Source organism: Pseudomonas sp. TH21, from assembly GCF_016651025.1.
Classification (GTDB): domain Bacteria; phylum Pseudomonadota; class Gammaproteobacteria; order Pseudomonadales; family Pseudomonadaceae; genus Aquipseudomonas; species Aquipseudomonas aylmerensis.
In genome coordinates this window covers 5011947-5038711 of record NZ_JAEKEQ010000001.1, presented here as the reverse complement: position 1 = coordinate 5038711, position 26765 = coordinate 5011947, and the positions used below count along the sequence as shown (strand labels likewise).

Sequence of the window (26765 nt, the reverse complement as noted above, 5' to 3'; positions counted from 1 at the left end):
ACGGTGAAGTGTCCGAGTGGCTTAAGGAGCACGCCTGGAAAGTGTGTATACAAGAAATTGTATCGAGAGTTCGAATCTCTCCTTCACCGCCACATTAAGTAAACACAAACCCCCGGTTTTCCCAGAGAAAACCGGGGGTTTGTGGTTTCTGGCGTCTGAAAATCACCTCGCTTTCGAAATCACGCCACTCATGTACTGATTCAAATCACGCAGATCCTGGATGCTCCAAGCGTGCGGCGCCAGCTTTACGCCGTTCTCTCGTAACGTTCTCGGGATCAAGTCGCCGTTAGGGCGAAGTATTATCGAAGAAACGATAACGCCCGGATAATCACTCAGGCGCTTCTTGAAAGCGGCGGTCGTGAGGTCAGGTGTGGGAGGCGTGCTTTTATGCGCCAGCGGGCCTGTTGCCTTGATGTCGGCGCCGTGACACATCGCGCATCGTTGCAGGTAGAGGTTTTTCCCGTTGCTGTTTTCCGCGACGGCCAGGGGTGTTTGAGCCAGCGATAAGATCCCCAGCGAAGCGATGACCAAGATTTTCATTTTTATCAGGCCTTATTGCATGAAAAAGCCGCTTTCTCCCGAAGAGATAAGCGGCTTTTTCACGTCGTGCGCTTACTGTGCGGTTTTCAGCTTGATCACATCACCGGAAATCTTGGTGGTGTAACCGCTCAGTACCCAAGCCCAGAACCAGTTTTCCTGGACTTGGGTGTTGATCAGCGCGTCGCCGCCTTTTGCCTTGATTGCGGCATCCTGGGCGCGGACGAAGCGGCTGTTCTGGCCGATCGGGATGACGCCGAAGAGCATGATGCCGGTGGCGCTGGCTTCGCTGTGACCGAGAACGGTGTATTGGCTGCTGTCGTATTGCGGGGATTTGATGGCGGTGCCGGTGCAGCCTGCGAGGGTGAAACCGAGAACAGCTGCTGCAACCACTTTACTGACGTACTTCACGGGGTAACTCCATGGGCTAAAAATCGAGATTCAATTCTCGAAGGCGCGCCACTCTAATCTCCGGCCTGTGAGATTGAAATCATTTACCGGAAATTTCATCTTCAGGCTTGTACATACACCCATGCCGTGAGGCCTGACGCCAGCGCCACCGACACGCGCTTGTAGTCCGACACTTCATACGCATCGGCGGCGGCCAATTCCTGCTCGGTAATCTGAAACACACTGCCCTCGACTTGGGCACCTGGCTCGGTGGTCGGCGCCACGATCGGGTGATGGGTCTTGCCACTGCTTGCCAGCACCTCTGGGTCGGTGATCTCGACCCAGCTTTGTGAATAGCCGAGCATGGCGTCCTGCTGGCCTGTCAGCTCGCGGCCGAAGTTGGCCAGTTGCACCGCTTTGTCTTGCAACGTGCCGTAGGAAAACAACAGCACGGGGTGTTCGGTGGAGCGGTCCATGGATGTTCCTTAAAGGTCAGGCGAGTAAGTCTTCGTAGAAGGCGCCATACGGCTTGGTTGGGTGGGCGATCTGGATTTCCAGGATCCACAATCCGGCGTTCGGGTAGTGCTCGAAGTCGCCCAGGTCTCCGCCGCGATGGACGGCGTGGGGGAAATCGCTGACGCGGTGGCCCTTGATGTCGAGGTTGAGTCGCCAGCCCATGGCCTGGGCTTGTTCTTCGGCGTAGCGGTACAGCTCGAGGCCGACGACCTTGGCGTTTTTCCAGCGGGCCTGCACGCGGTCGAACAGCTCTTTGGCGGCGCTGGCGCAGGCGAGCATTTGCGGATCGTTGCCGGTGGCGAAGGTCGCGCCGGCATCACCTTCGTGGCCTTGCCACACGGCGCCCATGTCGATGAAGAAGATATCGTTTTCGCCCAGCACCGGGTCGCCGTCGGAGCGTTGGTTGAAGGCCTTCAGGGTATTGGCGCCGAAGCGCACCAGCAGCGGGTGCCAGATGCGTTGCATGTCGAGGTCGGCGAGCACCTGCTTGCCCAGCTCGCGAGCTTCGGACTCCAGCATGCCGGGGCGGATGCGCTGGGAAAGCTGTTCGATGGCTTGCCAGGTCATGGCCTGGGCAAAACGCATGGAGTCGATACTGTAGGCGGCGCCCACGGCTTCTTTGGGTTGTGTGGACACCGGCTTTTCCTCGCGTTGAGCAGCATCAGGCGCTGTGCATTTTACTATATAGCGATAGAGCGGAGCAGCCAAAGTGCAAACGCGCTGTGTGCCGACATTTTCTGTCGACAGCACACTGCTTGCGCCTGCAGGTTCAGACGTGCAGCCACGCCAGGCCGCCCAATACCAAGGCGATGCCGCCGGCCGTGTAGGACATCCGTTTAAGCCACTCCTTGCGCGTCAGCAAGGTGATCGCGGCCAGCGAAATCGCGATCTGGATCGCGGTCATCGCCTGGGCCCAGCGGTGATGCTGGTGCAGCGCCTGTTCGGATTTCTCGTCCCATTCCTTCGAGGTGGCTTCAAGTTTCTCCGCCTGCTTGCGCACGTCTTCCTTCTGGCTTTTGTAGCGCTCGATCTCATCCTTGTAATGCGCAGCGTCCACACCGGGGATATGCGTGGCCAGTTCCGCCAGGTTTTGTCGGCTGGATTTGGCCTGGTAGTAGTTCCATTGGTTGGCCGCTTCAGTCTTGATGATGGCGGCGTTGTTCTTGTCCATCGCCGCTTCGCTTTCGGTGGAACCGGCCTGGTAGCTGAGCATGGCACCGAGGGTGGCCATGAGCGCGGTCATCACGGCGATGCGGCTGGCGAAATTATCCCCGCGGCCGTGGGCATGTTCGGTGGTGTGTTCGAGGTGTTTTTCGTGGGGGCTGGGGACTTCGAAGGCTTCGGACATGGGGGAGTCTACGAACGGAATGAGGGAGTCTGATTCTTCACCACGCCAGCTGTCTCAATCCTGTACGTAACGCTGCAAATTTCCTACCTGCGCCTGATCAAGCGCACATACACCGCCGCGTTGATCAGCAGTACCAGCGCGCCCAGCCCCAGCTGGATCTGTGGCGTCAGCCCGGCCGGGTAAATCAGCGTGAGGATGTAGTGCTCGATGAATCCGCCGGCATAGCCGTCCTGTCCGGCGAGGTGGCGAAACAGGTTTTCCCAGCGGGTCAGCGGGCAGGGCAGGTGGAACACTTCCACCGCCACGCCCCACGCGGCGGCGGGCAGGTGCAGCCACATCACGGGCCGCCTCTTGAGGGCCAGCAGCCCGCCGAACAGCACGAACAGGATGAAGCACAGGTGAAACAGCACGAGGCCGTCGGCGATTACGCGATAGAGCATGATGGGTTCGCTTTTAAGGGGGCCTGGGTCAGTCGCCGAGTTGTTGTTGCAGGTAGTCGATAAACACCCGCAGTTTCTTTGGCGTGTTGCTGCGGTTGAAGTAGTACAAATACAGCGCGCTGTGGGTAATCCAGTCGCCCAGGACTTCCACCAACTCGCCGCTGTGCAAATACGCCTCGACACTGGAGCGCGCCACGTAGGCAAAGCCGAAGCCGTCGAGTGCGCCCCTGATCATCAGTTCGATGTCATTGGTCGCCAGTCGGCCCTTGACCGTGACCCGCAGCGGTTTGCCGTCTTTTTCGAAATCCCAGCGGTGCATCAGGCCGGTTTGCGCGCTGCGGTAGTTGACGCATTCATGCTCGAGCAAATCGTGAGGATGGGTCGGCACGTTGCGCCCCTGCAAGTAGCCGGGAGTGGCGACAATCACAAAGCGCAGTTGCCGGGCCACCGGGATCACCACCATGTCCTCGGCCAGTACGTGGTCGTAGCGGATTCCCGCATCGAAGCCCTGGGCGACGATATCGACCAGCGCGTTATCCACGGCCACTTCCAGATTGATCCCCGGGTGTTTGTGCAGGAAACCCTGCAACAGCGGTTGCAGCACCATGCGGCTGGCGGTGGAGGGAATGTTGAGGCGCAAAGTGCCGCTGGCCTCGACGGTAGCGGCGGCGACACTGTGCAAACTGGTTTCCAGCTCTTCGAGCAGCGGCGTGATTTTTTCCAGCAGCTGTGTGCCGGCCTCGGTCAGGCTGACGCTGCGGGTGGTGCGATTGAGCAGGCGCACACCCAGCTGTTTTTCCAGGGCGCCGACGCGCTGGCTGACGGTCGACACCGACAGGCTGACGGCATCCGCCGCCTGGGTGAAGCTTTTGGTGCGCGCGACCTGTAGGAACAGGCGCAATTGCTGGAAATCCGGCGCGTCCATTGTGTGGTTTTTCCGAAAGGGGCTTGCGGATTATGCATCTTTTTAACAAGAACACCCGCGCGCATACTTTTTTCCTCACCTCACGAGGAAGGCCCTTCATGACCGATTCAACTGCAAAACCTGTCTGGTTTATCACCGGTTGCTCCACCGGTTTCGGCCGTCAATTGGCGTTGCACACCTTGAGCCTCGGCTACCCGACGGTGGTGACCGCGCGCAATCCGCAACAGGTGCAGGACATCGTTGCCGGTCACGAAGACCACGCATTGGTGCTGACCCTGGACGTGACGGACCAGGCCCAGGTTGAGGCGGCGGTGCAGGCGGCGCATGCGCACTTCGGGCATATCGATGTGCTGGTCAACAATGCCGGGATCGGCTACTTCGGCGCGTTCGAAGAAAGCCAGTTGGACGAAGTGCGCCGCATGTTCGAAATCAACGTGTGGGGCCTCAGCGCCATGACCCGCGCGGTATTGCCCGGCATGCGTGCGCGGCGCTCGGGCACGGTGGTGAATATTTCTTCGGTGGGCGGTATTGCTGCGTTCCCTTCCCTGAGTTTCTACAACGCCACCAAGTTTGCCGTGGAGGGGTTGTCCGAAGCGCTGTCCCAGGAAGTTGCGCCGCTGGGGATCAAGGTCCTGCTGGTGGAGCCGGGGCCGTTCCGTACCGACTGGGCTGGACGTTCGGCCAACGAAGCCGCGCACGCCATCGACGACTACCGCGATACCGCGGCGGCCCGTGCCAGCACCGTGCGCAATTACAGCGGCAAGCAACCGGGTGATCCGGTGCGCGCGGCGATTGCCATCGTCAAGGCAGTGGAGGCCGAGCAGCCGCCCCTGCGCTTGCTGTTGGGCAAGGCTGCACTGGGCTTTGCACGCTCCAAGGTCAAGGCATTGAGTGCTGACTTTGAAGCGTGGGCGGACGTGACGCAGGGGGCGGATTTTCCTGATTGAGCCTTGGGGGGGACGAAGGTAATCGTGGCCCCGGTGGTTGCTTGCAGGCAACCCGGGCCGCTATTGTGCTGAATCCTTTTAGTCCTTCCCCAGGGTGTTTTACTGATGAATGCACCGCGTACTGCAGTCGGTCCGATCAAGGCCGTGATTTTTGATATGGACGGATTGTTGCTGGACACGGAAGGCATCTACACCGAAGTCACGCAGATCATCGCCGAACGCTACGGGCGTACCTACGACTGGGGCATCAAGCAGCACATCATCGGACGCGGTGCCCAGGACCTGGCCGATTATGTGGTCAAGGCGCTGGACCTGCCGATCACCCCGGCCGAGTTTCTCGAGATCCGCGAACCGCTGATGAGCGAGCGCTTTCCCAAGGCCCTGGGCATGCCTGGCGCCGAAGCGCTGGTGCGGCACTTGAAGGCGCACAACATCCCGATTGCCGTGGGCACCAGTTCGTCGCGCAATTCGTTTGGCCACAAAACCACGTTGCACCGCGAGTGGTTCGGGTTGTTCGACACCATTGTGACGGCTGACGACCCGGAAGTCGGTGCCGCCAAGCCAGCGCCAGATATCTTCCTCACCGCCGCGCGCCGACTCGGCGTGGCGCCTGAAGATTGTCTGGTGTTCGAGGATTCGCCGTTCGGTGTGACCGCCGCGAAGGCCGCCCACATGACCGCCATTGCGGTGCCCGACGAAGCCATGGCCGACAGCAAGTACCACCACGCCGACCAGATCATCCGCAAACTCGCGGAGTTCGACCTGGCTGCGTATGGCCTGCCGCCGTTCAATTAAATCCCACAATCAAATGCAGGAGCCCGGCGTGCCGGCGATGGCGTCTTCAAGACCGCTATCGCCGGCACGCCGGGCTCCTGCAAGGGTTACGCGCTGAAACCGCCATCAATGGTCAGGCTTGCCCCGGTGATGTAACCGGCCTCAGGCCCGGCGAGATACGCGACGAAACTCGCAATCTCTTCGACATGCCCGTAACGGCCCACGGCCATCAAGCCGATCAGGCTTTCGGCGAAGTCACTGTCTGCAGGGTTCATGTCGGTGTCCACCGGACCCGGCTGCACGTTGTTGATGGTAATGCCCCGTGGCCCCAGGTCGCGCGCCAGGCCTTTGGTCAGTCCCACCAGCGCCGCCTTGCTCATCGCGTACGGGCCACCGCCGCCAAACGGCATGCGCTCGGCATTGGTGCTGCCGATATTGATCACCCGGCCGCCTTCGCCCATGTGCCTGGCCGCTTCCTGGGTCGCGATAAATACACTGCGCACGTTGATCGCCAGGGTCTGGTCGAAATCTTCCAAGGTGAAATCTTCCAGCGGCGCGATGGCCAGTACGCCGGCGTTGTTCACCAGGATATCCAGGCGCCCGAAGGCTTCGACGGTGGCATTGACGGCGTTGCGAATCGCCGTGGCATCGGCGCTGTCGGCGTGAATCGCCAGGGCCTTGCCGCCTTCGCTGATTACGCTGTCCTGCAGGGCTTGCGCCTTGGCGGCCGAGCTGACGTAAGTAAAGGCGACCGCTGCGCCTTGTGCGGCCAGGCGCTTGACGATGGCGGCGCCGATGCCGCGAGAACCGCCTTGGATCAAGGCGACTTTGCCGGTGAGGTTTTGTGTGGTCATGTCGATCTCCGAGTAGTTGATGAGGCGAGTATCGACCTCACCCCGGCCACCCGGTAGACCGTGATTGCTATAGTCTGTGTAAACCAAAAGTTTTGAATGGGTTGATATGGAAAGCTTTGGCAGTATCGAATGCTTCGTGCGCAGCGCCGAGGGTGGCAGTTTTGCCGAGGCGGCGCGACACCTGAGCCTGACTCCGGCAGCGGTCGGCAAAAGCGTCGCCAAGCTGGAAGCGCGCCTCGGCGTGCGCCTGTTCCAGCGCAGCACCCGGCGCCTGACCCTGACCGAAGCCGGCAAACTGTTCCTCGAAGAAGTCAGCGCCAGCCTCACCACCATCCAGAATGCCGTGGCCAACCTGGCCAGCGCCGAAGGGCGGCCGGTAGGCACGCTCAAGGTCAGCATGGGCACGGTGTTCGGCAATCGGTATGTGGTGCCGCTGCTGGGCGAATTCATGCGGCGCTTTCCGGACATCAGCCCGGACTGGCATTTCGATAACCGCCAGGTCGACCTGATCGGCCAAGGCTTTGATGCCGCGATCGGCGGTGGTTTCGAGCTGCCGCAAGGGGTGGTCGCGCGCAAGCTGTCGCCGGCGCATCGGGTGCTGGTGGCCTCGCCGGATTACCTGGCGCGGCGCCCGCCGGTCCTTTCGCCTGAAGACCTGGCCCGCTGCAAGGGCATCCTGATCCGCTCGCCGCAAACCGGGCGCATTCGTTCCTGGCAACTCACCAGTATCGGGCGCGAACAGCGCCCGTTGGTGCTCAAGCCCGGCATGACCATGAGCGACTCGGAAGCCGCCTGCTGCGCCAGCGCCCAGGGCCTGGGCATCGCGCTGGTGAGCATGCCGATGGCCGTGCCGTTCCTCGACAGCGGCGCGGTCGTGCGGGTGCTGCCCGACTGGTACGTCGATGACGGCACTATCTCGATCTACTACGCCGAACACAAACTGCTGCCCGGCAAGACCCGGGCGTTTGTGGACTTCATCATCGAGCAGTTTGCCGAGCACCAGCTGGGCCAGCGATTCAGCGCGATTTGACCCGACCTCGAACCGCGGTGACGCCATCGCGGGCAAGCCCGGCTCCCACAACCGACCCCATTCCATTGTAGGAGCTGGCTTGCCTGCGATACACCCACCTCGGCCTACCGATCAAACCTGCCCTGTCGACACCATTCCTATGTATGAACTGGCTTGCCAGCAATACCCCGACCTCGGTCTACCGACCAAATCTGCCCGGTCGACCCCATTCCAATGTGGGAGCTGGCTTGCCTGCGATAGCCTCACCTCGGTATACCGACCGAACCTGCCCGGCCGACCCCATTCCAATGTGGGAGCTGGCTTGCCTGCGATAGCCCCACCTCGGTCTACCGACCAAGCCTGCCCGGCCAGCCGATAACTTTCTTCGGCCGCGGCGTGGCATACGTGCGAATCTTCGACGTCGACAACCCCAGCCGCACCAGGGATTCGGCGATGGTCACCGCCGCCGTCACGCCATCCACCACCGGCACCCCGGTGCGCTGGCGAATCTGCTCATCCAGCCCGGCCATGCCGCCGCAACCCAGGCAGATCACCTCGGCCTTGTCCTCGCTGATGGCCAACTCTGCCTGGCGCACAATGGCTTCCATGGCCGCCAGCGGGTTTTCTTCCAGCTCCAATACGGCCATGCCACTGGCGCGCACCGAGGCGCAGCGCTGGTACAGGCCGGCGAGTTTCAGGCGGTCCTCGATCAGCGGCACGGTACGGTCCAGGGTGGTCACTACCGAATAGGCATGACCGAGAAACATCGCGGTGCTGGCGGCCGCTTCGGTGATGTCCACCACCGGCACGTTCAACAATTCCTGCAAACCTTCACGGCCGTGTTCGCCGTAGCCGGCCTGGATCACCGCATCAAACGGCTGGTCGTAGGCCATCACGCGGTCCATCACGGCGATGGCGGCCAGGTAGCTTTCAAAGTTGCCCTCCACCGACTCCGCACCGAAGTACGGCGTGAGCCCGACAATCTCGGTGCCCGGTGCCGCCACAGCGCGTGCCTGCTGGGCAATGGTCTCGGTGATGGATTCGGTGGTGTTGACGTTGACCACGAGGATACGCATGGGAGGTCCTTGATTAATGACTGACGTTATCGACTGCAATGCTTTCGCCGCTGACATCGGCGTAGAACGCCTGGCGCTTGGCGATCAGCAGGTACAGCAACCCTGCAATACCGGCGCCAAACAGCCAGGAAAACGGCGAGACGCTGGCAAATCCCGGCAACAGCGCCAACAGGATGGCGATCACCGCTGCAGGAATGAACGCCGCGACCGCGCGCATATTCACCCCACGGCTGTAGTAATAAACGCCTTTCGGGTCTTCGCTATACAGCTGGGGCACGTCCACCTGGCTTTTACGGATCAACCAGTAATCGACCATGATCACCCCGTACAACGGCCCCAGCAGCGCGCCCAGGCCAGAGAGGAAATACACGATCACCAGCGGGCTGTTGTAGAGATTCCACGGCAGGATCAGCACCGCCACGGTGGCGCTGATCAACCCGGCGCGGCGGAAGTTCAGGTACTTGGGCGCCAGGTTGCTCAGCACAAAGGCGGGCGCGACAAAGTTGGCCATGATGTTCACCGCCACGGTGACGATCAGGAACGCCAGGCAACCGAGCACCAGGAAAAACGTATTGGGGATGGCCGCGATGATTTCGGTCGGGCTTTCGATCACCCGGCCATTGAGCTGGAACTGCCCGCCGCAGAGCAGCACGGTGATCGCCGCGAACACCAGGATATTCACCGGCAGGCCCCAGAAGTTGCCGACCAGGATGGTCTTGCGGCACGGCGAGGAGCGGGCAAAGTCGCAGAAGTTGAGGATCAGCGTGCCGTAGATCGCCAGCCACAGCGCGCCACCGGCAAAGATATTGCGCCACATCTCGCCGCCGCTCAGCGGTTCACGGATCGACCAGGCAATGTTGCCGCCCGCCTGGAAGTACATCCAGCCGGCCAGCGAGGCCACGGTCAGCAGAATCACCGGCCCGGCGAAGCCTTCATAGCGCCGCACCATCTCCATGCCGTAGGCCAGGATCACCAGCTGTACCAGCCAGATCGCGACAAAACACGCCCAGCCAAGGGACGACAGGCCCAGGATCGAGTTGTGGTCATAGGCGGCGAAGCCTGGATGAATCGCGGTAAGCAACACGCGGAAAACGACCGAGGCCAGGTAGGTCTGGATACCGAACCAGGCAATCGCAATCACCGCGCGGATCAGTGCCGGGATCTGCGCGCCATGGATGCCGAAACTGATACGGCTGATCACGGGAAACGGCACACCGGTCTTCTGCCCCATGTACCCCGACAGGTTCATGAAGAAATACACCAGCGCTGCGCCGATCCCCAGGGATAACAGGATCTGCCAGCCACCCAGGCCCAGGGCGTACAAGCCAATGGCGAACGAGTAGTTGGCGATGTTGTGCACATCGTTGGTCCACAGCGCAAAGATGCTGTAGCGGCCCCAGCGCCGGCCTTCGACCTTGGTGGGGGCCAGGTCCTTGTTGTGCAGGCGCGGGCTCAGTACCAGCGGGCCGGGACCTGTGGTCTCGGGGCTCAGGGAGGAGGGCAGATCCAGTGCGATATTATTGGAGAGACTAGTACGCATTCCGGCAGGCTCCAGCACATCGGCAGGCAAGCCGTCGATGGCAAAGTGTATGTAGGTTTTGTATTTATTGTATACAAAGAGTTTTTCACCTTAAGCCACATGCGTGCCAGTTTTCGTTCTATGAAAACGGCGGGTAATTTCGTTTTTGCAGGGTTGGCAAATAACTAGCTGAATCTAAAGCGATATAAATTGACCGTTCGAACAGCTATTTATTTTTACGCTGCCTGGGGTCGATTCAGGAGGGGAAGGGAAGGACGTGTCGAGGTGTTACGTTATGGTGCGGGCTCAGAAAAATTGCACACATAAATGGCACCGATGGTTACATCTGTGTGTACATGATTGCTGGCAACAAACAACAAATGCAGGGCGGGCTTGCTACGGCGAGCCCGCTCCCAGATTTTTTAACCAAGTCGGCCCTCAGGCCTTGCTGATGATGTTCCCGGCGTGCAGCCCGCATTCCTTCTGCGTGGCTTCTTCCCACCACCAGCGACCTTCGCGCTCGTGCTGGTTCGGCAGCACCGGGCGGGTGCAGGGTTCGCAGCCGATGCTGATGAAGCCGCGTTCATGCAGGCTGTTGTAGGGCAGTTCGAGCATGCGGATGTAGCCCCAGACTTCTTCGCTGGTCATCTGCGCGAGCGGGTTGAACTTGTACAGGGTGCGTTCCGGGGTGGAAAACGCCGTATCGATTTCGAGTGCCGCCACCTGGCTGCGTGTGCCAGGACTCTGGTCACGGCGCTGGCCAGTAGCCCAGGCGCTGACGCCCGAGAGCTTGCGGCGCAACGGCTCGATCTTGCGCACGCCGCAGCATTCGCCATGGCCGTCCTTGTAGAAGCTGAACAGGCCTTTCTCTTTGACGAAAGGTTCCAGTTTGCTCTGGTCCGGCGAGATCAGCTCGATATCGATCTTGTAGAAATCACGCACCTGCTCGATGAATCGATAGGTCTCCGGGTGCAGGCGGCCGGTGTCGAGGCTGAACACCTTGACGTTCTTGTTGAGCTTCCAGGCCATGTCCACCAGCACCACGTCCTCGGCGCCGCTGAAGGAAATCCACAGGTCATCAGCGAACTGGCTGAAAGCCAGCTTGAGAATATCCTGGGCGGATTTGTTGGCGTAAGTCGCGGCGAGTTCAGCGACGTCGAAGGCTTGGTTCATCAGGACGGTTCCTACAGGTCAGTGGCGCTGAGCGCTCTATAGGGAAGTGATGGTATCAAAATCCGCCCTGCGTTGCGGCGGCGGGCTTGAATCGCTAGAGTTCGGCAGTCCTTTTTTGCTGGCTCAATTCAATAAAACCAATGGGAGCGTCTTGTGGAAATTGCCTGTCTTGACCTGGAAGGGGTGTTGGTTCCGGAAATCTGGATCGCCTTCGCCGAAAAAACCGGTATTGAATCTTTGCGGGCCACCACCCGGGACATTCCCGACTACGACGTGCTGATGAAGCAACGCCTGCGCATCCTCGACGAACACGGGCTGAAACTCGCCGACATCCAGGAAGTGATCGCCACCCTCAAGCCGCTGGACGGCGCCATTGAGTTCGTCAATTGGCTGCGCGAACGCTTCCAGGTGGTGATCCTGTCCGATACTTTCTACGAGTTCTCGCAGCCGCTGATGCGCCAGCTGGGCTTCCCGACGTTGTTGTGCCACCGCCTCATCACCGACGAAAACGACCGCGTGGTCAGCTACCAACTGCGCCAGAAAGACCCCAAGCGCCAATCGGTGCTGGCGTTCAAGACGCTCTACTACCGCGTGATCGCCGCTGGCGATTCCTACAACGACACCAGCATGCTGGGCGAAGCCGACCGTGGGATTTTGTTCCATGCGCCGGAGAATGTGATTCGAGAGTTCCCGCAATTCCCGGCGGTGCATACGTTCGAGGATTTGAAGAAAGAGTTCATCAAGGCCTCGAATCGGCAGTTGAGCCTGTAACGACTATCCCTGGCAAGCCGGCGCCTGCAGGTCATGTGTAATCCATGTAGGCGCCGGCTTGCTGGCGAAAGATTCTAGGCCCCTGCCAGCAGCCGCTCATAAGGAATGCGCAGGCCTTCATGCAAGCGCTTGATCATCGAAAGGCTCAGCTTGCGCTTGTGATTCAGCACTTCGGAGACTCGCCCGCTCGTCCCAATGAAGGGCTCAAGATCACGGGCGGTCATGCCCAGTTGCTCCATGCGAAATTTGATCGCTTCCACCGGGTCCGAAGGCGGCATTGGAAAATGCTCCGCCTCGTATTTTTCGATGAGTATGGCGAGAATTTCCAGCTCGTCACCCTCAGGTGAGCCTATTGCTGCTCCCCAGATCTGTTCCACGCGGGCAAGCGCAGCGGTCAGGTCCTCCTGGGAATGTATCGGTTTGATGTTCATCACACGGTCTCCGCATTGATCTGGTCGTAGGGCGATTATCCGCATCGCTGCAACCTCCCAATTTGGGAGATCGTAGGTGCAGGTGGGCAGAGATGCAATCACGGAAATGATTTCTGACGAACTGGCAGTCGCTTCCTGTGATCCTTCACAGTGGGCTGATGGGCGGTTGACGCTATCCGCCCGCCCATGCGCCGTCCACAACGGCTCTGATTCAGGTTTTTGCCAGGGTGGCCAGGAGGCCGGAAAGACCGCCCTACAGGTTTTCCAAAGTGTGTAACAACACCCGTACCTTGGTCAGCGACTCTTGATATTCGGCCTCCCACTGCGAGTCCGCGACGATCCCGCCGCCGCCCCAGCAGCACACCTGCCCGTCCTTGACCAGCAAACTGCGGATGGCGATGGAGCTGTCCATCTCGCCGCGCACGTCCAGGTACACCAGCGAGCCGCAGTACAAGCCGCGTCGGGTCGGTTCCAGCTCGTCGATGATCTGCATTGCGCGAATCTTCGGGGCGCCGGTGATGGAGCCGCCGGGGAAGCTGCCGGCGATCAGGTCGAGGGCATCCTTGGTGTCGGCCAATTCACCGGTCACGCTGCTCACCAGGTGGTGCACGTTGGGGTAGCTTTCCAGGCTGAACAGTTCCGGGACATGCACCGAGCCGGTACGGCAGGTGCGACCGAGGTCGTTGCGCAGCAGGTCGACGATCATCAGGTTCTCCGCGCGATCCTTGGGGCTGGCCAGCAGTTCGGCGGCGTTGGCCGCGTCTTCCTGCGGCGTGAGGCCCCGGGGGCGGGTGCCCTTGATCGGACGGGTTTCGACGCGGCGTTCGCTGATATGCACGAAACGCTCCGGCGACAGGCTGAGTAGCGCGCCGTCATCCGGCAGGCTCTGGAACCCTGAGAATGGCGTGGGGCAGGCTTCGCGCAGCGCGCAATAGGCCGCCCAGGGATCGCCGCTGCACGGCGCGCGGAAACGCTGGGCGAAGTTGACCTGGTAGCAGTCGCCGGCCTGGATATAGTCCTGGATGCGCACGATGGCTTGGCGATAAGCCTCGGCGCTGAGGTCCGGTGCCATTGGCCCCTGGAGTTTGAAGGTCGCGGCGGTGTCGACAACGCCCTGGCTGAAAAGCGCCGTCAGCCGTGGGCGCTCGCTGTCGGCCAGCGAGGGATGAAACACCAGTTGGCTGGTCTGCTTCAGGTGATCACTGATCAGTGCCCAGGCGTACAGCCCAAAGCGTGCGTCCGGCAGGTGCAAATCGTCCACGGCCAGCTGCGGCATGTGTTCCAGGTGCCGGCCAAAGTCGTAACTCAGGTAGCCAATCAGGCCCCCGGCAAACGGCAGCTCCAGACCTTGGGGAATCGCCGCCTCACCCAGCTGTGTCAGGTTTTCGCGTAGACGTTGCAGGAAGTCGCTGCCGCTTTCGTCAGGTTGTACCGTCAACGTCGCCAGTGGCCACGCGCTGAGCACGTCGTAACGACCGCGCTCGGCTGAGGGGCGGCCGCTGTCGAGCAGCACCGCGCCAGGGGCATGGCGGATCGCCGCAAAATACTCGGCGGGGTTGGCCCGGTAGGGCACTGGTTGTACGGAGCAGGTCGACATGCGGGGTGGATCAGCCGTTGGCTTGGGGGGAGGGGATTGTAGTCTTCTGTAGGATCTCGTCCTAGGGGGGATGTCGGGGATAGTTAGATCGAGGACCTATCCTGAGCGCTTCATTGCTACCCAGGCTGCTATCGCCGGCAAGCCGGCGATGATGCCCTCAGCCTTCCACCAGCGGTATATGCCCGAACATCTCCTGCACAAACTTCACTCGCTCCTCGGCGGTTTCCGTCACGCCGGCGGCTTTGAGTGTTTCCAGTCGCGCTTCGACCGCGTGAGTGCGCAGGGTCAGGCCGCAGTCGTTGGCGATCTGGATATTCAGCCCCGGCCGCGCATTCAGTTCCAGAATCAGCGGGCCTTTCTCCTGGTCCAGCACCATGTCCACGCCGATATAACCCAGCCCGCACAGCTCATAGCAGCCGGCCGCGAGCTTCATGAAACCGTCCCAGTTGGGCAGTTGCACGCCATCCACAGCGTTGGTGGTGTCGGGGTGTTTGGTGATGATGTTGTTCAGCCAGGTGCCGCGCAGGGTCAGGCCGGTGGCCAGGTCGACACCCACACCGATCGCGCCCTGGTGCAGGTTGGCCTTGCCGCCGGACTGGCGGGTCGGCAGGCGCAGCATGGCCATTACCGGGTAGCCCATCAGCACGATGATGCGGATATCCGGCACGCCTTCGTAGCTGATGCTCTTGAATATCTGGTCGGGCACCACGCGGTATTCGATCAGCGCGCGGTCGCGGTGGCCGCCCAGGGAGTACAGGCCGGTGAGAATGCTGGAAATCTGGTGCTCGATCTCTTCATGGCTGATGATCTTGCCCGACACCGTGCGGTAGCGGCCCTCAAAACGGTCCGCCACCACCAGGATGCCGTCGCCGCCGGCGCCCTGCGCCGGCTTGATCACGAAGTCGCTGCGCCCGCCGATGATCTCGTCGAGCTTGTCGATTTCCTTCTCGGTGGAAATCACCCCGTACATTTCCGGCACGTGGATGCCGGCAGCCATGGCCCGTTCCTTGGTGATGATCTTGTCATCCACGATCGGGTACAGGCTGCGCTTGTTGTACTTGAGCACGTAGTCGGCATTACGCCGGTTGATGCCCATGATCCCCCGCGCTTCGAGGGCCTTCCAGGTCTTCCAGAAGCCGAACATTACGAGTCAGCCTTCAGGAAAGCCTTGAAGCGCACCAGTTCGGTCAGGCGGTAGCCGCGATAACGCCCCATGGCCAGCATGAAGCCCACCAGGATCAGCAGGATCGCCGGGAAGGTGAACACGAAGTAGACCAGCTCCGGCACGCTCATGATCAGGTGCGCCAGGGAGGCGGCGAACAGCGTGCCGATCGCGACTTTCAGCGCATGGTTGGCGCCGCGTTCTTCCCAGGTGATCGACAGGCGTTCGATGGTCATGGTCAGGATCACCATCGGGAACAGCGCCACCGACAGTCCGCGCTCCAGCCCCAGCTTGTGGCTGAACAGGCTGATGGCGGCGATCAGCACCACCACGAAGGTCAGCACCACCGAGAGCCTCGGCAGCATCTGCAGCTTCAAGTGTTCCAGGTAGGAACGCAGGGACAGCCCCAGCGCGGTAATAATGGTGAACAGCACAATCCCGAAGCCCAACTGTGTCTCGCGGAACGCCAGGGCGATCAGCACCGGCGTGAACGTGCCGAGGGTCTGCAGGCCGATCAGGTTGCGCAGGATCAGGATCACCAGCACGCCGATCGGGATCATCACCATGATCATGAAGGTCTGCTGGGTTTGCAGCGGCAAGCCGTACAGCGAGTACTCGAGGAAGTTGGCGTCGGTGTTCTCGTCGGTCAGCTTGGCCAGGCGAATCGCGTTCATCTCGCTGTTGTTCAGGCTGAAGGTGACCATGGCTTTCTTGCCGCCATCCACGGTGATCAGGTTTTCATCGCCGGTCCACCACAGCAGGCGGTCGGCGGGCAGGCCTTGCTCGCCGGTCTCCGGGTTGAAGTACAGCCAGTCATTGCCATTGAAGCTGCGCAGCCACAGTTCCGGGGCTTGCGGCTGGTCGGCCACCAGGCGAATGGTGTGGACTTTTTCCACCGGCACATGGGCGATGGACAGCAGCAACTCGACGATCTTGGCCTTGTGCGGCGTCGACGGGTCGCCCGCCAGCAGCAGCTTGACGTTGTCGTCGTTGAGGTTGTTGGTGCGCTTGATGGCTTCGCTGATAAAGGTCTCGACGTCGGCCGAGTGCTGGCGAATCGGCGCCAGCAGGGCTTCGGCGGCGATTTTTTCCGGGCCTTCCACGGCAATGCTGTCGCGGAAGGTCGGGCCCTTGACCTTGACCTTTTCGCCGCTGTAGCGCTTGGTCAATACCAGGCGATAGTAGAGGGTCTGGTTGCCCTTGGCCCGACGCGCGGACCAGGTGACCTTGCGGTTGCCGTCGATGCGATTGACGCTCACCCCATAGTTATTGGAGATGAAGCTTTCATTGAGGCTGACGAAGTCGCGGCTCAGCGGCGGCACGAACATCTGGATCTTCACCGGGTCCTTGGGGTTGGCGACGAACTCGACCTTGGCGTCGATGTTCCACAAGTCGTCAGTGGCGTCCTCGGTAACGGGAATCCCCAGCACGAAGATCTGGTAGGCGGTGACCGAAATACCCAGCACCACCAGGATGGTGATGAGGATTTTCAGGTGCAGGGTCAGAGAGCGCATTCGGTTTACTCGGCGGTATGAGCGTCGGCGGCGCAGGCGGGTTTGCCTGCTGCATATTTAAGACTGGGGTCGACCAGCGCATCAAAGCGTTTCAACGCTTCGGAGCCGATCAGCAGCGGGTATTGGAAGGCGCTGCGGTCAGTCAAGTTCACTTCGATGCTGCGTAAAGCGGTGCCCATGCAGATGTCGAGGGCAATCACCGGGCGGGCAGTGTAGTTCTTGTCCTCATCGGGGTCGTAGTCACCGGCGCGGCGCTTGATCTTGCTGACGCGGGCCAGGGGGCGTTCGATGGGATGGGAGTGGGCGGTGTCGATCGCCAGGTAGAAGCGCACCCAGGACTCGCCGTTGCGCTTGAAGCGCTTGATGTCACGGGCGCTGAGGGACGCGGTCTTGGCACCCGTGTCCAGCTTGGCCGCGACTTCGAGGTCGATGCCGGCCAACTGGGCGTATTCGTTGAGGCCATACACGGTCTTCTCGGCGGCAATGCCAAGACCGGGGACGAACAGTAGGCAAAACAGGGGGAAGGGCTTGAGTCTCATAGATCCTGAGGCGGTGCAGTGCGATGTTCCATTCATGGCGACTGGCATTGCTGCTCAATCTCTGGTGCGCCGTTTCATCAAGCGATGTCAGGCAAATGCGGCGGGCATTCTAACATGATGCTTTTTTGGCGCCAGCGCTGGCAGCCGGCCATGCCGGGGGCGGGTGCATCAAGGGTTATTAGACGATTGTCGACAATGTGGATTTATTCTTTGACTAAGCAGGCCTGATTAGCTAGTTTTTGCGGCATTGCTTTTGAAGGTGTCGACAATATGCTGGGTCAGCCAGAAGCTCCGATAATCGCGTCGGACGAATCCCAAACGATGTCGGAGAACGTCTTTCGCCGTATCCAGGCCGCCATCGTCAAGGGTGAGATCGCCCCCGGCAGCAAGATCTCCGAGCCGGAACTGGCGCGCACTTACGGCATCAGCCGTGGCCCGTTGCGCGAGGCGATCCACCGCCTGGAAGGCCAGCGCCTGCTGGTGCGCGTGCCCCACGTGGGCGCCCGGGTCGTGTCGTTGAGCCATGCCGAGCTGATCGAACTGTATGAAATCCGCGAGTCGCTGGAAGGCATGGCGTGTCGCCTGGCCGCCGAGCGCATGACCGACGCGGAAATCGAGGAGTTGCGCCAGGTGCTGCACACCCATGAGCGCGACGAAGCATTCCAGGCTGGCCTCGGCTACTACCAGCAGGAAGGCGACTTCGATTTTCATTACCGGATAATTCAAGGCGCCGGTAATCGCACCCTGACCCAAATGCTCTGCGGCGAGCTGTACCAATTGGTGCGCATGTACCGCATCCAGTTTTCCGCCACCCCCAATCGTCCACGCCAGGCCTTCGCCGAGCACCATCGCATCCTGGATGCGATTGCCGACCGCGACGGCGAACTGGCCGAATTGTTGATGCGCCGGCACATCGGCGCTTCCAAACGCAACATTGCCCGTCATTTCCCCGACGGCGCCCCCCTGAAGAGGTGAGTCATGAGTTCTAACAACAAAAGCACTCCAGGCCAGCGTTTCCGTGACGCGGTCGCCAGCGAGCAGCCGCTGCAGGTGGTCGGTGCAATCAACGCCAACCACGCGCTGCTGGCCAAGCGCGCCGGTTTCAAGGCGATCTACCTGTCGGGTGGCGGGGTGGCTGCCGGTTCCCTGGGCGTGCCGGACCTGGGCATCACCGGCCTGGACGACGTACTCACCGACGTGCGCCGCATCACCGACGTGTGCGACCTGCCGCTGCTGGTGGACGTGGACACCGGCTTCGGCTCCTCGGCGTTCAACGTGGCGCGCACCGTCAAGTCGATGATCAAGTTTGGCGCCGCCGCCATCCACATCGAAGACCAGGTGGGCGCCAAGCGCTGCGGTCATCGTCCTAATAAAGAAATCGTGTCGCAGCAGGAAATGGTCGACCGCATCAAGGCCGCCGTGGATGCACGCACCGATGACAGCTTCGTGATCATGGCGCGCACCGACGCGCTGGCCGTCGAAGGCCTGGAATCGGCCCTGGAGCGTGCCGCCGCGTGCATCGAGGCCGGCGCCGACATGGTGTTTCCGGAAGCCATCACCGAGTTGGACATGTACAAGCTGTTCGCCTCCCGCGTGAAAGCCCCGATCCTGGCCAACATCACCGAGTTCGGTGCGACCCCGCTGTACACCGTCGAACAGTTGAAATCTGCCGATGTTTCCATCGTGCTGTACCCGCTCTCGGCTTTCCGCGCCATGAACAAGGCCGCCGAGAATGTCTACACCGCGATCCGTCGCGACGGCACCCAACAGAACGTGATCGACACCATGCAAACCCGCATGGAGCTTTACGATCGCATCGACTACCACACCTTCGAGCAGAAGCTCGACGCACTGTTTGCCGCGAAAAAGTAATGCCTGCCAACCCTGCAGGGGCCGCAAGCCGGCTCCTGCAGGGTCGAGGTTGACGAACGCCTCCCGAATAAATTCAAGATTGGAGAACAGACATGGCTGAAGCAAAAGTACTGAGTGGCGCTGGCCTGCGTGGCCAGGTGGCCGGGCAGACCGCACTGTCGACCGTGGGCCAGGCCGGTGCCGGCCTGACCTATCGCGGCTACGACGTGCGCGAACTGGCCGCCGATGCGCAGTTTGAAGAAGTTGCCTACCTGCTGCTGTACGGCGAGTTGCCGACCAAAGCCGAGCTGGCGGCCTACAGCGCCAAGCTGGGCAAGCTGCGCGACCTGCCGCAAGCGTTGAAGGAAGTGCTGGAGCGCATCCCCGCTGACGCACACCCGATGGACGTGATGCGCACCGGTTGCTCGTTCCTGGGCAATATCGAACCCGAAAAAGACTTCAGCGTGCAGCGCGACGTGACCGATCGCCTGCTGGCCGCGTTCCCGGCGATCATGTGCTACTGGTACCGCTTCAGCCACGACGGCAAGCGCATCGACTGCGTGACCGACGAGCCAACCATTGGCGGCCACTTCCTGCACCTGCTGCACGGCAAGAAGCCGAGCGAGCTGCACGTGAAAGTCATGAACGTGTCGCTGATCCTCTACGCCGAGCATGAGTTCAACGCCTCGACCTTCACCGCCCGCGTGTGTGCCTCGACCCTGTCCGACCTGTATTCCTGCGTCACCGCCGCCATCGGCTCGCTGCGTGGCCCGCTGCACGGCGGCGCCAACGAAGCGGCGATGGAAATGATCGAGCGCTTCGGTTCGGCCGAGGAAGCTGTCGAGGGCACCCTCGGCATGCTGGCGCGCAAGGACAAGATCATGGGCTTTGGCCACGCGATCTACAAAGACAGCGACCCGCGTAATGAAGTGATCAAGGGCTGGTCGAAAAAACTCGCCGACGAAGTAGGCGACAAGGTGCTGTTCCCGGTGTCCGAAGCCATCGACAAGACCATGTGGGAGCAGAAAAAGCTGTTCCCGAATGCCGACTTCTACCATGCCTCGGCGTACCACTTCATGGGCATCCCGACCAAGCTGTTCACGCCGATCTTCGTGTGCTCGCGCCTCACTGGCTGGGCCGCGCACGTGTTCGAGCAGCGCGCCAACAACCGCATCATCCGTCCAAGCGCCGAGTACATCGGCGTCGAGCAGCGCAAGTTCGTGCCAATCGAACGTCGCTGAGTGAGGCACCCGGCGATCCGGGAATGGGTATGAGGTCAAATGTGGGAGGGGGCTTGCCCCCGATAGCAGTCTGTCAGTTGATACAGCTGGCACAGAACCACCGCCATCGGGGCTTGCCCCCTCCCACATTTTGATCACATTCCAATTCTGGATCTGCTTCGGTTCTTCTTTTGTAACTACCGTGACCGAGTCCTGACGATGAACACTGAATTTCGCAAACCGCTCCCCGGCAGCCGCCTGGATTTCTACGACGCCCGCGCGGCTGTCGATGCAATCAGCCCCGGTGCCTACGCCACCTTGCCCTACACCTCCCGCGTGCTTGCGGAGAACTTGGTACGCCGTTGCGACCCGGCGACTCTCAACGCCTCGCTGAGCCAATTGATCGAGCGCAAGCGCGACCTCGATTTCCCGTGGTTTCCGGCGCGTGTGGTGTGCCATGACATCCTCGGCCAGACCGCGCTGGTGGACCTCGCCGGCCTGCGCGATGCCATCGCCCTGCAAGGCGGCGACCCGGCCCAGGTCAACCCGGTGGTGCCGACTCAACTGATCGTCGATCACTCCCTGGCGGTCGAAGCCGGTGGTTTTGACCCGGACGCCTTCGAGAAAAACCGCGCCATCGAAGACCGCCGCAACGAAGACCGTTTCCACTTTATCGAGTGGACCAAAAAGGCCTTCAAGAACGTCGACGTGATCCCGCCAGGCAACGGCATCATGCACCAGATCAACCTGGAGAAAATGTCCCCGGTGATCCAGGTGCGCGACGGCGTCGCCTTCCCCGACACTTGCGTCGGCACCGACAGCCATACCCCGCACGTGGATGCCCTCGGCGTGATCGCCATCGGCGTCGGCGGCCTGGAAGCCGAGAGCGTGATGCTCGGGCGTGCATCGTGGATGCGCCTGCCGGAAATCATCGGTGTAGAGCTGACCGGCAAGCTGCTGCCGGGCATCACCGCCACCGACATGGTGTTGGCGTTGACCGAGTTCCTGCGTCAACAGAAAGTCGTCGGTGCGTGGCTGGAGTTCTTTGGCGAAGGCGCCTCGAAGCTGACCCTGGGCGACCGCGCAACCATCTCCAACATGGCGCCGGAATACGGCGCCACCGCGGCCATGTTCTATATCGATCAGCAGACCATCGCCTACCTGAAACTCACTGGCCGCGAAGACGAGCAAGTCACTCTGGTCGAGCAGTACGCTCGCCACACCGGCTTGTGGGGCGATGACCTCAAGGGCGCGCAATACGAGCGCGGCCTGACGTTCGACCTGTCCAGCGTCGTGCGCAATATGGCCGGCCCGAGCAACCCGCACGCCCGCGTCGCCACCCGCGACCTGGCCGCCAAAGGTATTTCCGGCCAATGGGATGAAGTGCCGGGGCAAATGCCCGACGGCGCGGTGATCATCGCCGCCATCACCAGTTGCACCAACACCAGCAACCCGCGCAACGTGATCGCTGCCGGCCTGCTGGCGCGCAACGCCAATAAGCTCGGCTTGACGCGCAAACCGTGGGTCAAGTCGTCGCTGGCCCCGGGCTCGAAAACCGTGGCCATGTACCTGGAAGAAGCCGGCCTGGGCCATGAGCTGGAAAAGCTTGGCTTCGGCGTGGTGGCCTTCGCCTGCACCACCTGCAACGGCATGTCCGGTGCACTCGATCCGGTGATCCAGCAAGAGATCATCGACCGCGACCTGTACGCCACCGCCGTGCTGTCGGGCAATCGCAACTTCGACGGGCGCATCCACCCGTACGCCAAGCAAGCGTTCCTGGCCTCACCGCCGCTGGTGGTGGCGTATGCGATTGCCGGCACCATCCGTTTCGACATCGAAAAGGACGTACTGGGCTTGGACGCCGAGGGCAAGGAAATCCGCTTGCAGGACATCTGGCCAAGCGATGAAGAAATCGACGCCGTGGTCAAGGCCTCGGTCAAGCCGGAGCAGTTCCGCGCCGTGTACATCCCGATGTTCGCCATCCACGAAGACACCGGCCCCAAAGTGGCGCCGCTGTACGAGTGGCGCCCGCAGAGCACCTATATCCGCCGTCCGCCGTATTGGGAAGGCGCCCTGGCCGGCGCCCGTCCGCTCAAGGGCATGCGTCCGCTGGCGGTGCTGCCGGACAACATCACCACCGATCACCTGTCGCCGTCCAACGCGATCATGCTCGACAGCGCCGCCGGCGAATACCTGGCGAAGATGGGCCTGCCGGAAGTCGACTTCAACTCGTACGCGACGCACCGTGGCGACCACCTGACCGCGCAGCGCGCGACGTTCGCCAACCCGAAACTGTTCAATGAAATGGTGCAGGAGAACGGCAAGGTCAAGCAGGGTTCGCTGGCGCGTATCGAGCCGGAAGGCCAGGTCACGCGGATGTGGGAAGCCATCGAAACCTACATGGAACGCAAGCAGCCGCTGATCATCATTGCCGGCGCCGACTACGGCCAGGGCTCGTCCCGCGACTGGGCGGCCAAGGGCGTGCGCCTGGCCGGTGTGGAAGCGATTGCCGCCGAAGGCTTCGAGCGCATCCACCGCACCAACCTGGTGGGCATGGGCGTGTTGCCGCTGGAATTCCTGCCGGGCACCGACCGCCACACCCTGCAGATCGACGGCAGCGAAACCTATGACGTGGTCGGCGAGCGCACCCCGCGTGCGCGGCTGACCCTGGTGATCAACCGCAAGAATGGCGAACGTGTCGAAGTGCCGGTGACCTGCCGCCTGGACACCGCCGAAGAAGTGTCGATCTACGAGGCGGGCGGCGTGTTGCAACGTTTTGCCCAGGACTTCCTGGAATCGGCGGCGACCGCCTGAAGAGGATAACCATGGCACACGCAGCGCAAATCAAGATCCCCGCCACCTACATGCGTGGCGGCACCAGCAAGGGCGTGTTTTTCAGCCTCAAGGACCTGCCCGAAGCGGCGCAGGTGCCGGGCGCCGCACGCGATGCCTTGCTGTTACGGGTCATCGGCAGCCCCGACCCCTATGACAAACAGATCGATGGCATGGGCGGCGCCACGTCGAGCACCAGCAAGAGCGTGATCCTCGCCAAAAGCACCCGCGCCGATCACGACGTGGACTACCTGTTTGGCCAGGTCTCCATCGACAAGCCGTTTGTCGACTGGAGTGGCAATTGCGGCAACCTGTCGGCGGCAGTCGGCTCGTTCGCCATCAGCGCCGGGTTGGTCGACCCGGCGCGCGTGCCCCACAACGGCGTGGCCGTGGTGCGGGTGTGGCAGGCCAATATCGGCAAGACCATCATCGCCCACGTGCCGATCACTGACGGCGCGGTGCAGGAGACCGGCGATTTCGAGCTGGATGGCGTGACCTTTCCGGCTGCCGAAGTGCAGCTGGAGTTCATCGATCCGGCGGCGGAAGAGGAGGGCGGTGGTGGCTCGATGTTCCCTACCGGCAACCTGGTCGACGACCTCGAAGTTCCGGGTATCGGCACCTTCAAGGCGACATTGATCAACGCCGGCATCCCGACGATTTTCATCAATGCCGAAGACCTCGGCTACACCGGCACCGAGCTGCAGGGCGCGATCAACAGCGACCCCAAGGCGCTGGCGATGTTCGAAACCGTGCGCGCCCATGGCGCGTTGCGCATGGGCCTGAGCAAGCACCTGGACGAAGCCGCCCAGCGTCAACACACGCCGAAGGTCGCGTTTGTGGCTAAACCTGCGGATTACGTGGCGTCCAGCGGCAAGGCGATCAAGGCCGGCGATGTGGATTTGCTGGTGCGCGCACTGTCCATGGGCAAGCTGCACCACGCGATGATGGGCACCGCCGCGGTGGCGATCGGCACGGCAGCGGCGATTTCCGGCACGCTGGTCAACCTCGCTGCAGGCGGCATCGAGCGTAATGCCGTGCGCTTCGGGCATCCGTCCGGCACCTTGCGCGTCGGCGCGGAAGCGACCCAGGTGAACGGTGAGTGGGTCGTGAAAAAAGCCATCATGAGCCGCAGTGCGCGGGTATTGATGGAAGGCTGGGTGCGCATTCCCGGCGACGCTTTCTAACGTCAACACCGCTCCCTTGTGGGAGCGGGCTTGCCCGCGATGACGGCGTGTCAGGCCACACTTGTCTGAACTGACAAACCGCTATCGCCGGCAAGCCAGCGCCTGCAAAGGGGGCGAGGATTTGCGTAGGACCAAGGCAGGCAATCAGACCTGCCATGACACATCAACCTGACCCTGAGGATGGAACAACCCCTAACTTTTGGAGAACTGCCATGAGCGCCAACGTCGACCAGAACAACCGCCCTGACTACGACCAGGTGTTGCAGGACATCGCCGACTACGTCCTCGATTACCGGATCGATTCCGAGGCGGCACTGGACACCGCCCGCAACTGCCTGATGGACACCCTCGGTTGCGGGCTGCTGGCCCTGCGTTTCCCCGAGTGCACCAAGCACCTGGGGCCGATGGTCGAGGGCACGGTGGTGCCGTTCGGCGCGCGGGTGCCGGGCACGTCGTTTCGCCTCGACCCGGTCAAGGCGGCCTGGGACATCGGTTGCATCGTGCGCTGGCTCGACTACAACGACACCTGGCTCGCCGCCGAGTGGGGCCACCCGTCGGATAACCTCGGCGGCATCCTGGCCGTGGCCGATCACCTCTCGCAAAAACGCGTGGCCAATGGCGATGCGCCGCTGACCGTGCGTGCGGTGCTGGAAGCGATGATCATGGCGCATGAGATCCAGGGCGTGATTGCCCTGGAAAACTCCTTCAACCGCGTCGGCCTTGACCATGTGCTGCTGGTGAAAGTCGCCTCGACTGCCGTCACTGCCAAGCTGATGGGCGCCAATCGCGAACAACTGCTGGCGGCGCTGTCTCACGCCTTTGTCGATGGCCAGGCCTTGCGCACCTACCGCCATGCGCCGAACGCCGGCTCGCGCAAATCCTGGGCGGCGGGGGACGCGTCGAGCCGTGGCGTACGCCTGGCGGACATCGCCTTGCGCGGTGAGATGGGCATCCCCGGTGTGCTGAGTGCGCCGCAGTGGGGGTTCTACGATGTGCTGTTCAGCCACACCAACAAGGACCTGGCCCTCAAGCCCGAAGACAAGCGTGCGTTCAGCCTGTCCCAGCCGTATGGCACCTATGTGATGGAGAACGTGCTGTTCAAAATCAGCTTCCCCGCCGAGTTCCACGCGCAAACCGCCTGCGAGGCGGCGGTGACCTTGCACCCGCAGGTCAAGGAGCGCCTGCACCAGATCGAACGCATCGTGATCACCACTCATGAGTCGGCGATTCGCATCATTTCCAAGGTCGGCCCACTGGCCAACGCCGCCGACCGTGACCACTGCCTGCAATACATGACCGCCGTGCCGCTGGTGTTCGGCGACCTGGTGGCCGAGCAGTACGAAGATGAATTCCACGCGGCGCACCCGATCATCGATGAGCTGCGCGACAAGATGGTCATCGTCGAAGACCCACGCTACAGCCGCGAATACCTGGAAGCCGACAAGCGCTCGATCGCCAACGCGGTGCAGGTGTTTTTCAAGGACGGCTCCAGCACCGAGAAGGTCGCGGTGGAATACCCGATCGGTCATCGTCGGCGTCGGGTGGACGGCATTCCGTTGCTGGAGGACAAGTTCAAGGCCAACCTGGCCACACGCTTCACCGCGCAGCGCAGCGCCGAGATTTTTGCCTTGTGCAAAGACCAGGCACGGCTTGAAGCCACACCGGTAAACCGGTTTGTCGATTTATTCGTGATCTAGGCAGCGTGTCGGCCCCGGCTTGTGTGGGAGCCGGGCTTGCCCGCGATGGCATCACCTCGATACTTCTGGCATACCGAGGTGGATTCATCGCAGGCAAGCCAGCTCCCACAAGTGGTCGGTGCCGGACCCGGCTTGTGTGGGAGCCGGGCTTGCCCTCGATGGCATCGCCTCGATTCCCTGGGGACCGAGGTGAATTGATCGCAGGCAAGCCAGCTCCCACAGGTGGTCGGTGTCGTGCAGACGGGCTTGCAGGCACTCCGGTAAACCGGTTTGTCGATTTGTTCGTGATCCAGGCTGCGTGTCGGACCCGGCTTGTGTGGGAGCCGGGCTTGCCCGCGATGGCATCCTAGGCAGCACCATCGATCCAATGTGGGAGCGGGCTTGCTCGCGAATGCGGTGGACCAGTCAGCTCATGTGGCGCTGACACACCGCCTTCGCGAGCAAGCCCGCTCCCACATT

Annotated in this window: 26 protein-coding genes and 1 tRNA gene; 11 read left to right on the top strand and 16 right to left on the bottom strand. The window is 61.7% G+C overall.

All coding sequences use genetic code 11. From position 1 onward, the window contains the following. Positions 1–2: 2 nt before the first annotated feature. Positions 3–92, top strand: a tRNA-Ser gene (locus JFU04_RS22165). Between the two features lie 70 nt (positions 93–162). Here JFU04_RS22165 and JFU04_RS22160 read toward each other — a convergent pair. The 7 genes from JFU04_RS22160 to JFU04_RS22130 all read right to left on the bottom strand — a co-directional run bounded on the left by JFU04_RS22160 (position 163) and on the right by JFU04_RS22130 (position 4156). Continuing rightward, positions 163–540 carry a c-type cytochrome gene (locus JFU04_RS22160; protein ID WP_106802919.1) on the bottom strand — a complete coding sequence of 126 codons (378 nt, stop codon included), beginning with the start codon at positions 538–540 and terminating at the stop codon, positions 163–165. Positions 541–612: 72 nt separating this feature from the next. Beyond that, entirely contained in the window at positions 613–948 is a 336-nt protein-coding gene (locus tag JFU04_RS22155; RefSeq protein ID WP_065909457.1) for a hypothetical protein, read from the bottom strand. Between the two features lie 101 nt (positions 949–1049). Further along, the gene (locus JFU04_RS22150) at positions 1050–1403 is read right to left on the bottom strand and encodes a gamma-glutamylcyclotransferase family protein (protein ID WP_120449503.1); all 354 of its coding nucleotides are present in this window, start codon (positions 1401–1403) and stop codon (positions 1050–1052) included. Positions 1404–1419: 16 nt separating this feature from the next. After that, positions 1420–2079 carry a M24 family metallopeptidase gene (locus JFU04_RS22145; protein WP_106802921.1) on the bottom strand — a complete coding sequence of 220 codons (660 nt, stop codon included), beginning with the start codon at positions 2077–2079 and terminating at the stop codon, positions 1420–1422. Between the two features lie 133 nt (positions 2080–2212). Continuing rightward, the gene (locus JFU04_RS22140; RefSeq protein ID WP_065909463.1) at positions 2213–2791 is read right to left on the bottom strand and encodes a DUF4337 domain-containing protein; all 579 of its coding nucleotides are present in this window, start codon (positions 2789–2791) and stop codon (positions 2213–2215) included. A gap of 83 nt (positions 2792–2874) precedes the next feature. Beyond that, positions 2875–3231 carry a DUF2784 domain-containing protein gene (locus JFU04_RS22135; protein WP_201145716.1) on the bottom strand — a complete coding sequence of 119 codons (357 nt, stop codon included), beginning with the start codon at positions 3229–3231 and terminating at the stop codon, positions 2875–2877. 28 nt (positions 3232–3259) lie between these two features. After that, positions 3260–4156: a LysR family transcriptional regulator gene (locus tag JFU04_RS22130; RefSeq protein ID WP_201145715.1), complete on the bottom strand. Its 897-nt coding sequence runs from the start codon at positions 4154–4156 to the stop codon at positions 3260–3262. A 98-nt stretch (positions 4157–4254) separates the two neighbouring features. On the opposite strand from JFU04_RS22130, the gene JFU04_RS22125 reads away from it, so the two are divergent. Next, positions 4255–5103, top strand: coding sequence for an oxidoreductase (locus JFU04_RS22125; protein ID WP_201145714.1), 849 nt, complete (start codon positions 4255–4257; stop codon positions 5101–5103). Positions 5104–5208: 105 nt separating this feature from the next. Beyond that, a complete protein-coding gene (locus tag JFU04_RS22120) occupies positions 5209–5898 on the top strand; it encodes an HAD-IA family hydrolase (RefSeq protein ID WP_106802925.1) in 690 nt (229 codons plus the stop codon). 86 nt (positions 5899–5984) lie between these two features. Here JFU04_RS22120 and JFU04_RS22115 read toward each other — a convergent pair whose 3' ends face one another. After that, positions 5985–6731: a 3-oxoacyl-ACP reductase family protein gene (locus JFU04_RS22115; protein WP_106802926.1), complete on the bottom strand. Its 747-nt coding sequence runs from the start codon at positions 6729–6731 to the stop codon at positions 5985–5987. 106 nt (positions 6732–6837) lie between these two features. Between JFU04_RS22115 and JFU04_RS22110 the strand changes: the two genes are divergently transcribed. Continuing rightward, on the top strand, positions 6838–7761 hold the full coding sequence (locus JFU04_RS22110) for a LysR family transcriptional regulator (RefSeq protein ID WP_120449492.1): 924 nt from the start codon (positions 6838–6840) through the stop codon (positions 7759–7761). A 326-nt stretch (positions 7762–8087) separates the two neighbouring features. Here the strand turns inward: JFU04_RS22110 and JFU04_RS22105 are convergent, their stop codons facing one another. The 3 genes from JFU04_RS22105 to JFU04_RS22095 all read right to left on the bottom strand — a co-directional run bounded on the left by JFU04_RS22105 (position 8088) and on the right by JFU04_RS22095 (position 11508). Then, positions 8088–8816, bottom strand: coding sequence for an aspartate/glutamate racemase family protein (locus JFU04_RS22105; RefSeq protein WP_201145713.1), 729 nt, complete (start codon positions 8814–8816; stop codon positions 8088–8090). A 13-nt stretch (positions 8817–8829) separates the two neighbouring features. After that, entirely contained in the window at positions 8830–10356 is a 1527-nt protein-coding gene (locus tag JFU04_RS22100; RefSeq protein ID WP_065909477.1) for an NCS1 family nucleobase:cation symporter-1, read from the bottom strand. A 417-nt stretch (positions 10357–10773) separates the two neighbouring features. After that, the gene (locus JFU04_RS22095) at positions 10774–11508 is read right to left on the bottom strand and encodes a phosphoadenylyl-sulfate reductase (protein WP_065909478.1); all 735 of its coding nucleotides are present in this window, start codon (positions 11506–11508) and stop codon (positions 10774–10776) included. Positions 11509–11661: 153 nt separating this feature from the next. Here JFU04_RS22095 and thrH point away from each other — a divergent pair, with 153 nt between their 5' ends. Continuing rightward, positions 11662–12279, top strand: coding sequence for a bifunctional phosphoserine phosphatase/homoserine phosphotransferase ThrH (gene thrH / locus JFU04_RS22090; protein WP_106802930.1), 618 nt, complete (start codon positions 11662–11664; stop codon positions 12277–12279). Positions 12280–12353: 74 nt separating this feature from the next. Here thrH and JFU04_RS22085 read toward each other — a convergent pair whose 3' ends face one another. The 5 genes from JFU04_RS22085 to rloA all read right to left on the bottom strand — a co-directional run bounded on the left by JFU04_RS22085 (position 12354) and on the right by rloA (position 17522). Continuing rightward, positions 12354–12710: a helix-turn-helix domain-containing protein gene (locus JFU04_RS22085; RefSeq protein WP_120449487.1), complete on the bottom strand. Its 357-nt coding sequence runs from the start codon at positions 12708–12710 to the stop codon at positions 12354–12356. Between the two features lie 253 nt (positions 12711–12963). Continuing rightward, entirely contained in the window at positions 12964–14307 is a 1344-nt protein-coding gene (gene pabB, locus JFU04_RS22080; RefSeq protein ID WP_201145712.1) for an aminodeoxychorismate synthase component I, read from the bottom strand. Between the two features lie 157 nt (positions 14308–14464). Continuing rightward, positions 14465–15451, bottom strand: a complete 987-nt coding sequence (locus JFU04_RS22075; RefSeq protein WP_106802933.1) for an alpha-L-glutamate ligase-like protein — start codon at positions 15449–15451, stop codon at positions 14465–14467. Continuing rightward, positions 15451–16983 carry an osmotic stress tolerance membrane protein RloB gene (rloB, locus tag JFU04_RS22070; protein WP_065909494.1) on the bottom strand — a complete coding sequence of 511 codons (1533 nt, stop codon included), beginning with the start codon at positions 16981–16983 and terminating at the stop codon, positions 15451–15453. Before rloB ends, JFU04_RS22075 begins: the two co-directional genes overlap by 1 nt. 5 nt (positions 16984–16988) lie before the next feature. Beyond that, entirely contained in the window at positions 16989–17522 is a 534-nt protein-coding gene (gene rloA, locus JFU04_RS22065; RefSeq protein ID WP_065909496.1) for a retropepsin-like aspartic peptidase RloA, read from the bottom strand. Positions 17523–17792: 270 nt separating this feature from the next. Between rloA and JFU04_RS22060 the strand changes: the two genes are divergently transcribed. The 6 genes from JFU04_RS22060 to prpD all read left to right on the top strand — a co-directional run bounded on the left by JFU04_RS22060 (position 17793) and on the right by prpD (position 26306). Next, positions 17793–18497 (top strand): GntR family transcriptional regulator, encoded by a 705-nt coding sequence (locus JFU04_RS22060; protein ID WP_065909498.1) that lies wholly within the window; start codon positions 17793–17795, stop codon positions 18495–18497. Positions 18498–18500: 3 nt separating this feature from the next. Continuing rightward, positions 18501–19394, top strand: a complete 894-nt coding sequence (gene prpB, locus JFU04_RS22055; protein ID WP_065909500.1) for a methylisocitrate lyase — start codon at positions 18501–18503, stop codon at positions 19392–19394. Between the two features lie 92 nt (positions 19395–19486). Then, a complete protein-coding gene (gene prpC, locus JFU04_RS22050; RefSeq protein ID WP_065909502.1) occupies positions 19487–20614 on the top strand; it encodes a bifunctional 2-methylcitrate synthase/citrate synthase in 1128 nt (375 codons plus the stop codon). Positions 20615–20812: 198 nt separating this feature from the next. Beyond that, the gene (acnD, locus tag JFU04_RS22045; protein WP_120449476.1) at positions 20813–23407 is read left to right on the top strand and encodes a Fe/S-dependent 2-methylisocitrate dehydratase AcnD; all 2595 of its coding nucleotides are present in this window, start codon (positions 20813–20815) and stop codon (positions 23405–23407) included. A gap of 11 nt (positions 23408–23418) precedes the next feature. Then, positions 23419–24609: a 2-methylaconitate cis-trans isomerase PrpF gene (gene prpF / locus JFU04_RS22040; RefSeq protein ID WP_201145711.1), complete on the top strand. Its 1191-nt coding sequence runs from the start codon at positions 23419–23421 to the stop codon at positions 24607–24609. 212 nt (positions 24610–24821) lie between these two features. Beyond that, positions 24822–26306 carry a 2-methylcitrate dehydratase gene (gene prpD, locus JFU04_RS22035; RefSeq protein ID WP_201145710.1) on the top strand — a complete coding sequence of 495 codons (1485 nt, stop codon included), beginning with the start codon at positions 24822–24824 and terminating at the stop codon, positions 26304–26306. Positions 26307–26765 lie beyond the last annotated feature (459 nt).

Coding starts and splice junctions, on each gene's coding strand:
- JFU04_RS22160 (WP_106802919.1), bottom strand. CDS start 540: ATGAAAATCTTGGTCATCGCTTCGCTGGGGATCTTATCGCTGGCTCAA.
- JFU04_RS22150 (WP_120449503.1), bottom strand. CDS start 1,403: ATGGACCGCTCCACCGAACACCCCGTGCTGTTGTTTTCCTACGGCACG.
- JFU04_RS22140 (WP_065909463.1), bottom strand. CDS start 2,791: ATGTCCGAAGCCTTCGAAGTCCCCAGCCCCCACGAAAAACACCTCGAA.
- JFU04_RS22135 (WP_201145716.1), bottom strand. CDS start 3,231: ATGCTCTATCGCGTAATCGCCGACGGCCTCGTGCTGTTTCACCTGTGC.
- JFU04_RS22130 (WP_201145715.1), bottom strand. CDS start 4,156: ATGGACGCGCCGGATTTCCAGCAATTGCGCCTGTTCCTACAGGTCGCG.
- JFU04_RS22125 (WP_201145714.1), top strand. CDS start 4,255: ATGACCGATTCAACTGCAAAACCTGTCTGGTTTATCACCGGTTGCTCC.
- JFU04_RS22120 (WP_106802925.1), top strand. CDS start 5,209: ATGAATGCACCGCGTACTGCAGTCGGTCCGATCAAGGCCGTGATTTTT.
- JFU04_RS22115 (WP_106802926.1), bottom strand. CDS start 6,731: ATGACCACACAAAACCTCACCGGCAAAGTCGCCTTGATCCAAGGCGGT.
- JFU04_RS22110 (WP_120449492.1), top strand. CDS start 6,838: ATGGAAAGCTTTGGCAGTATCGAATGCTTCGTGCGCAGCGCCGAGGGT.
- JFU04_RS22105 (WP_201145713.1), bottom strand. CDS start 8,816: ATGCGTATCCTCGTGGTCAACGTCAACACCACCGAATCCATCACCGAG.
- JFU04_RS22100 (WP_065909477.1), bottom strand. CDS start 10,356: ATGCGTACTAGTCTCTCCAATAATATCGCACTGGATCTGCCCTCCTCC.
- JFU04_RS22095 (WP_065909478.1), bottom strand. CDS start 11,508: ATGAACCAAGCCTTCGACGTCGCTGAACTCGCCGCGACTTACGCCAAC.
- JFU04_RS22085 (WP_120449487.1), bottom strand. CDS start 12,710: ATGAACATCAAACCGATACATTCCCAGGAGGACCTGACCGCTGCGCTT.
- pabB (WP_201145712.1), bottom strand. CDS start 14,307: ATGTCGACCTGCTCCGTACAACCAGTGCCCTACCGGGCCAACCCCGCC.
- JFU04_RS22075 (WP_106802933.1), bottom strand. CDS start 15,451: ATGTTCGGCTTCTGGAAGACCTGGAAGGCCCTCGAAGCGCGGGGGATC.
- rloB (WP_065909494.1), bottom strand. CDS start 16,983: ATGCGCTCTCTGACCCTGCACCTGAAAATCCTCATCACCATCCTGGTG.
- rloA (WP_065909496.1), bottom strand. CDS start 17,522: ATGAGACTCAAGCCCTTCCCCCTGTTTTGCCTACTGTTCGTCCCCGGT.
- JFU04_RS22060 (WP_065909498.1), top strand. CDS start 17,793: ATGCTGGGTCAGCCAGAAGCTCCGATAATCGCGTCGGACGAATCCCAA.
- prpB (WP_065909500.1), top strand. CDS start 18,501: ATGAGTTCTAACAACAAAAGCACTCCAGGCCAGCGTTTCCGTGACGCG.
- prpC (WP_065909502.1), top strand. CDS start 19,487: ATGGCTGAAGCAAAAGTACTGAGTGGCGCTGGCCTGCGTGGCCAGGTG.
- acnD (WP_120449476.1), top strand. CDS start 20,813: ATGAACACTGAATTTCGCAAACCGCTCCCCGGCAGCCGCCTGGATTTC.
- prpF (WP_201145711.1), top strand. CDS start 23,419: ATGGCACACGCAGCGCAAATCAAGATCCCCGCCACCTACATGCGTGGC.
- prpD (WP_201145710.1), top strand. CDS start 24,822: ATGAGCGCCAACGTCGACCAGAACAACCGCCCTGACTACGACCAGGTG.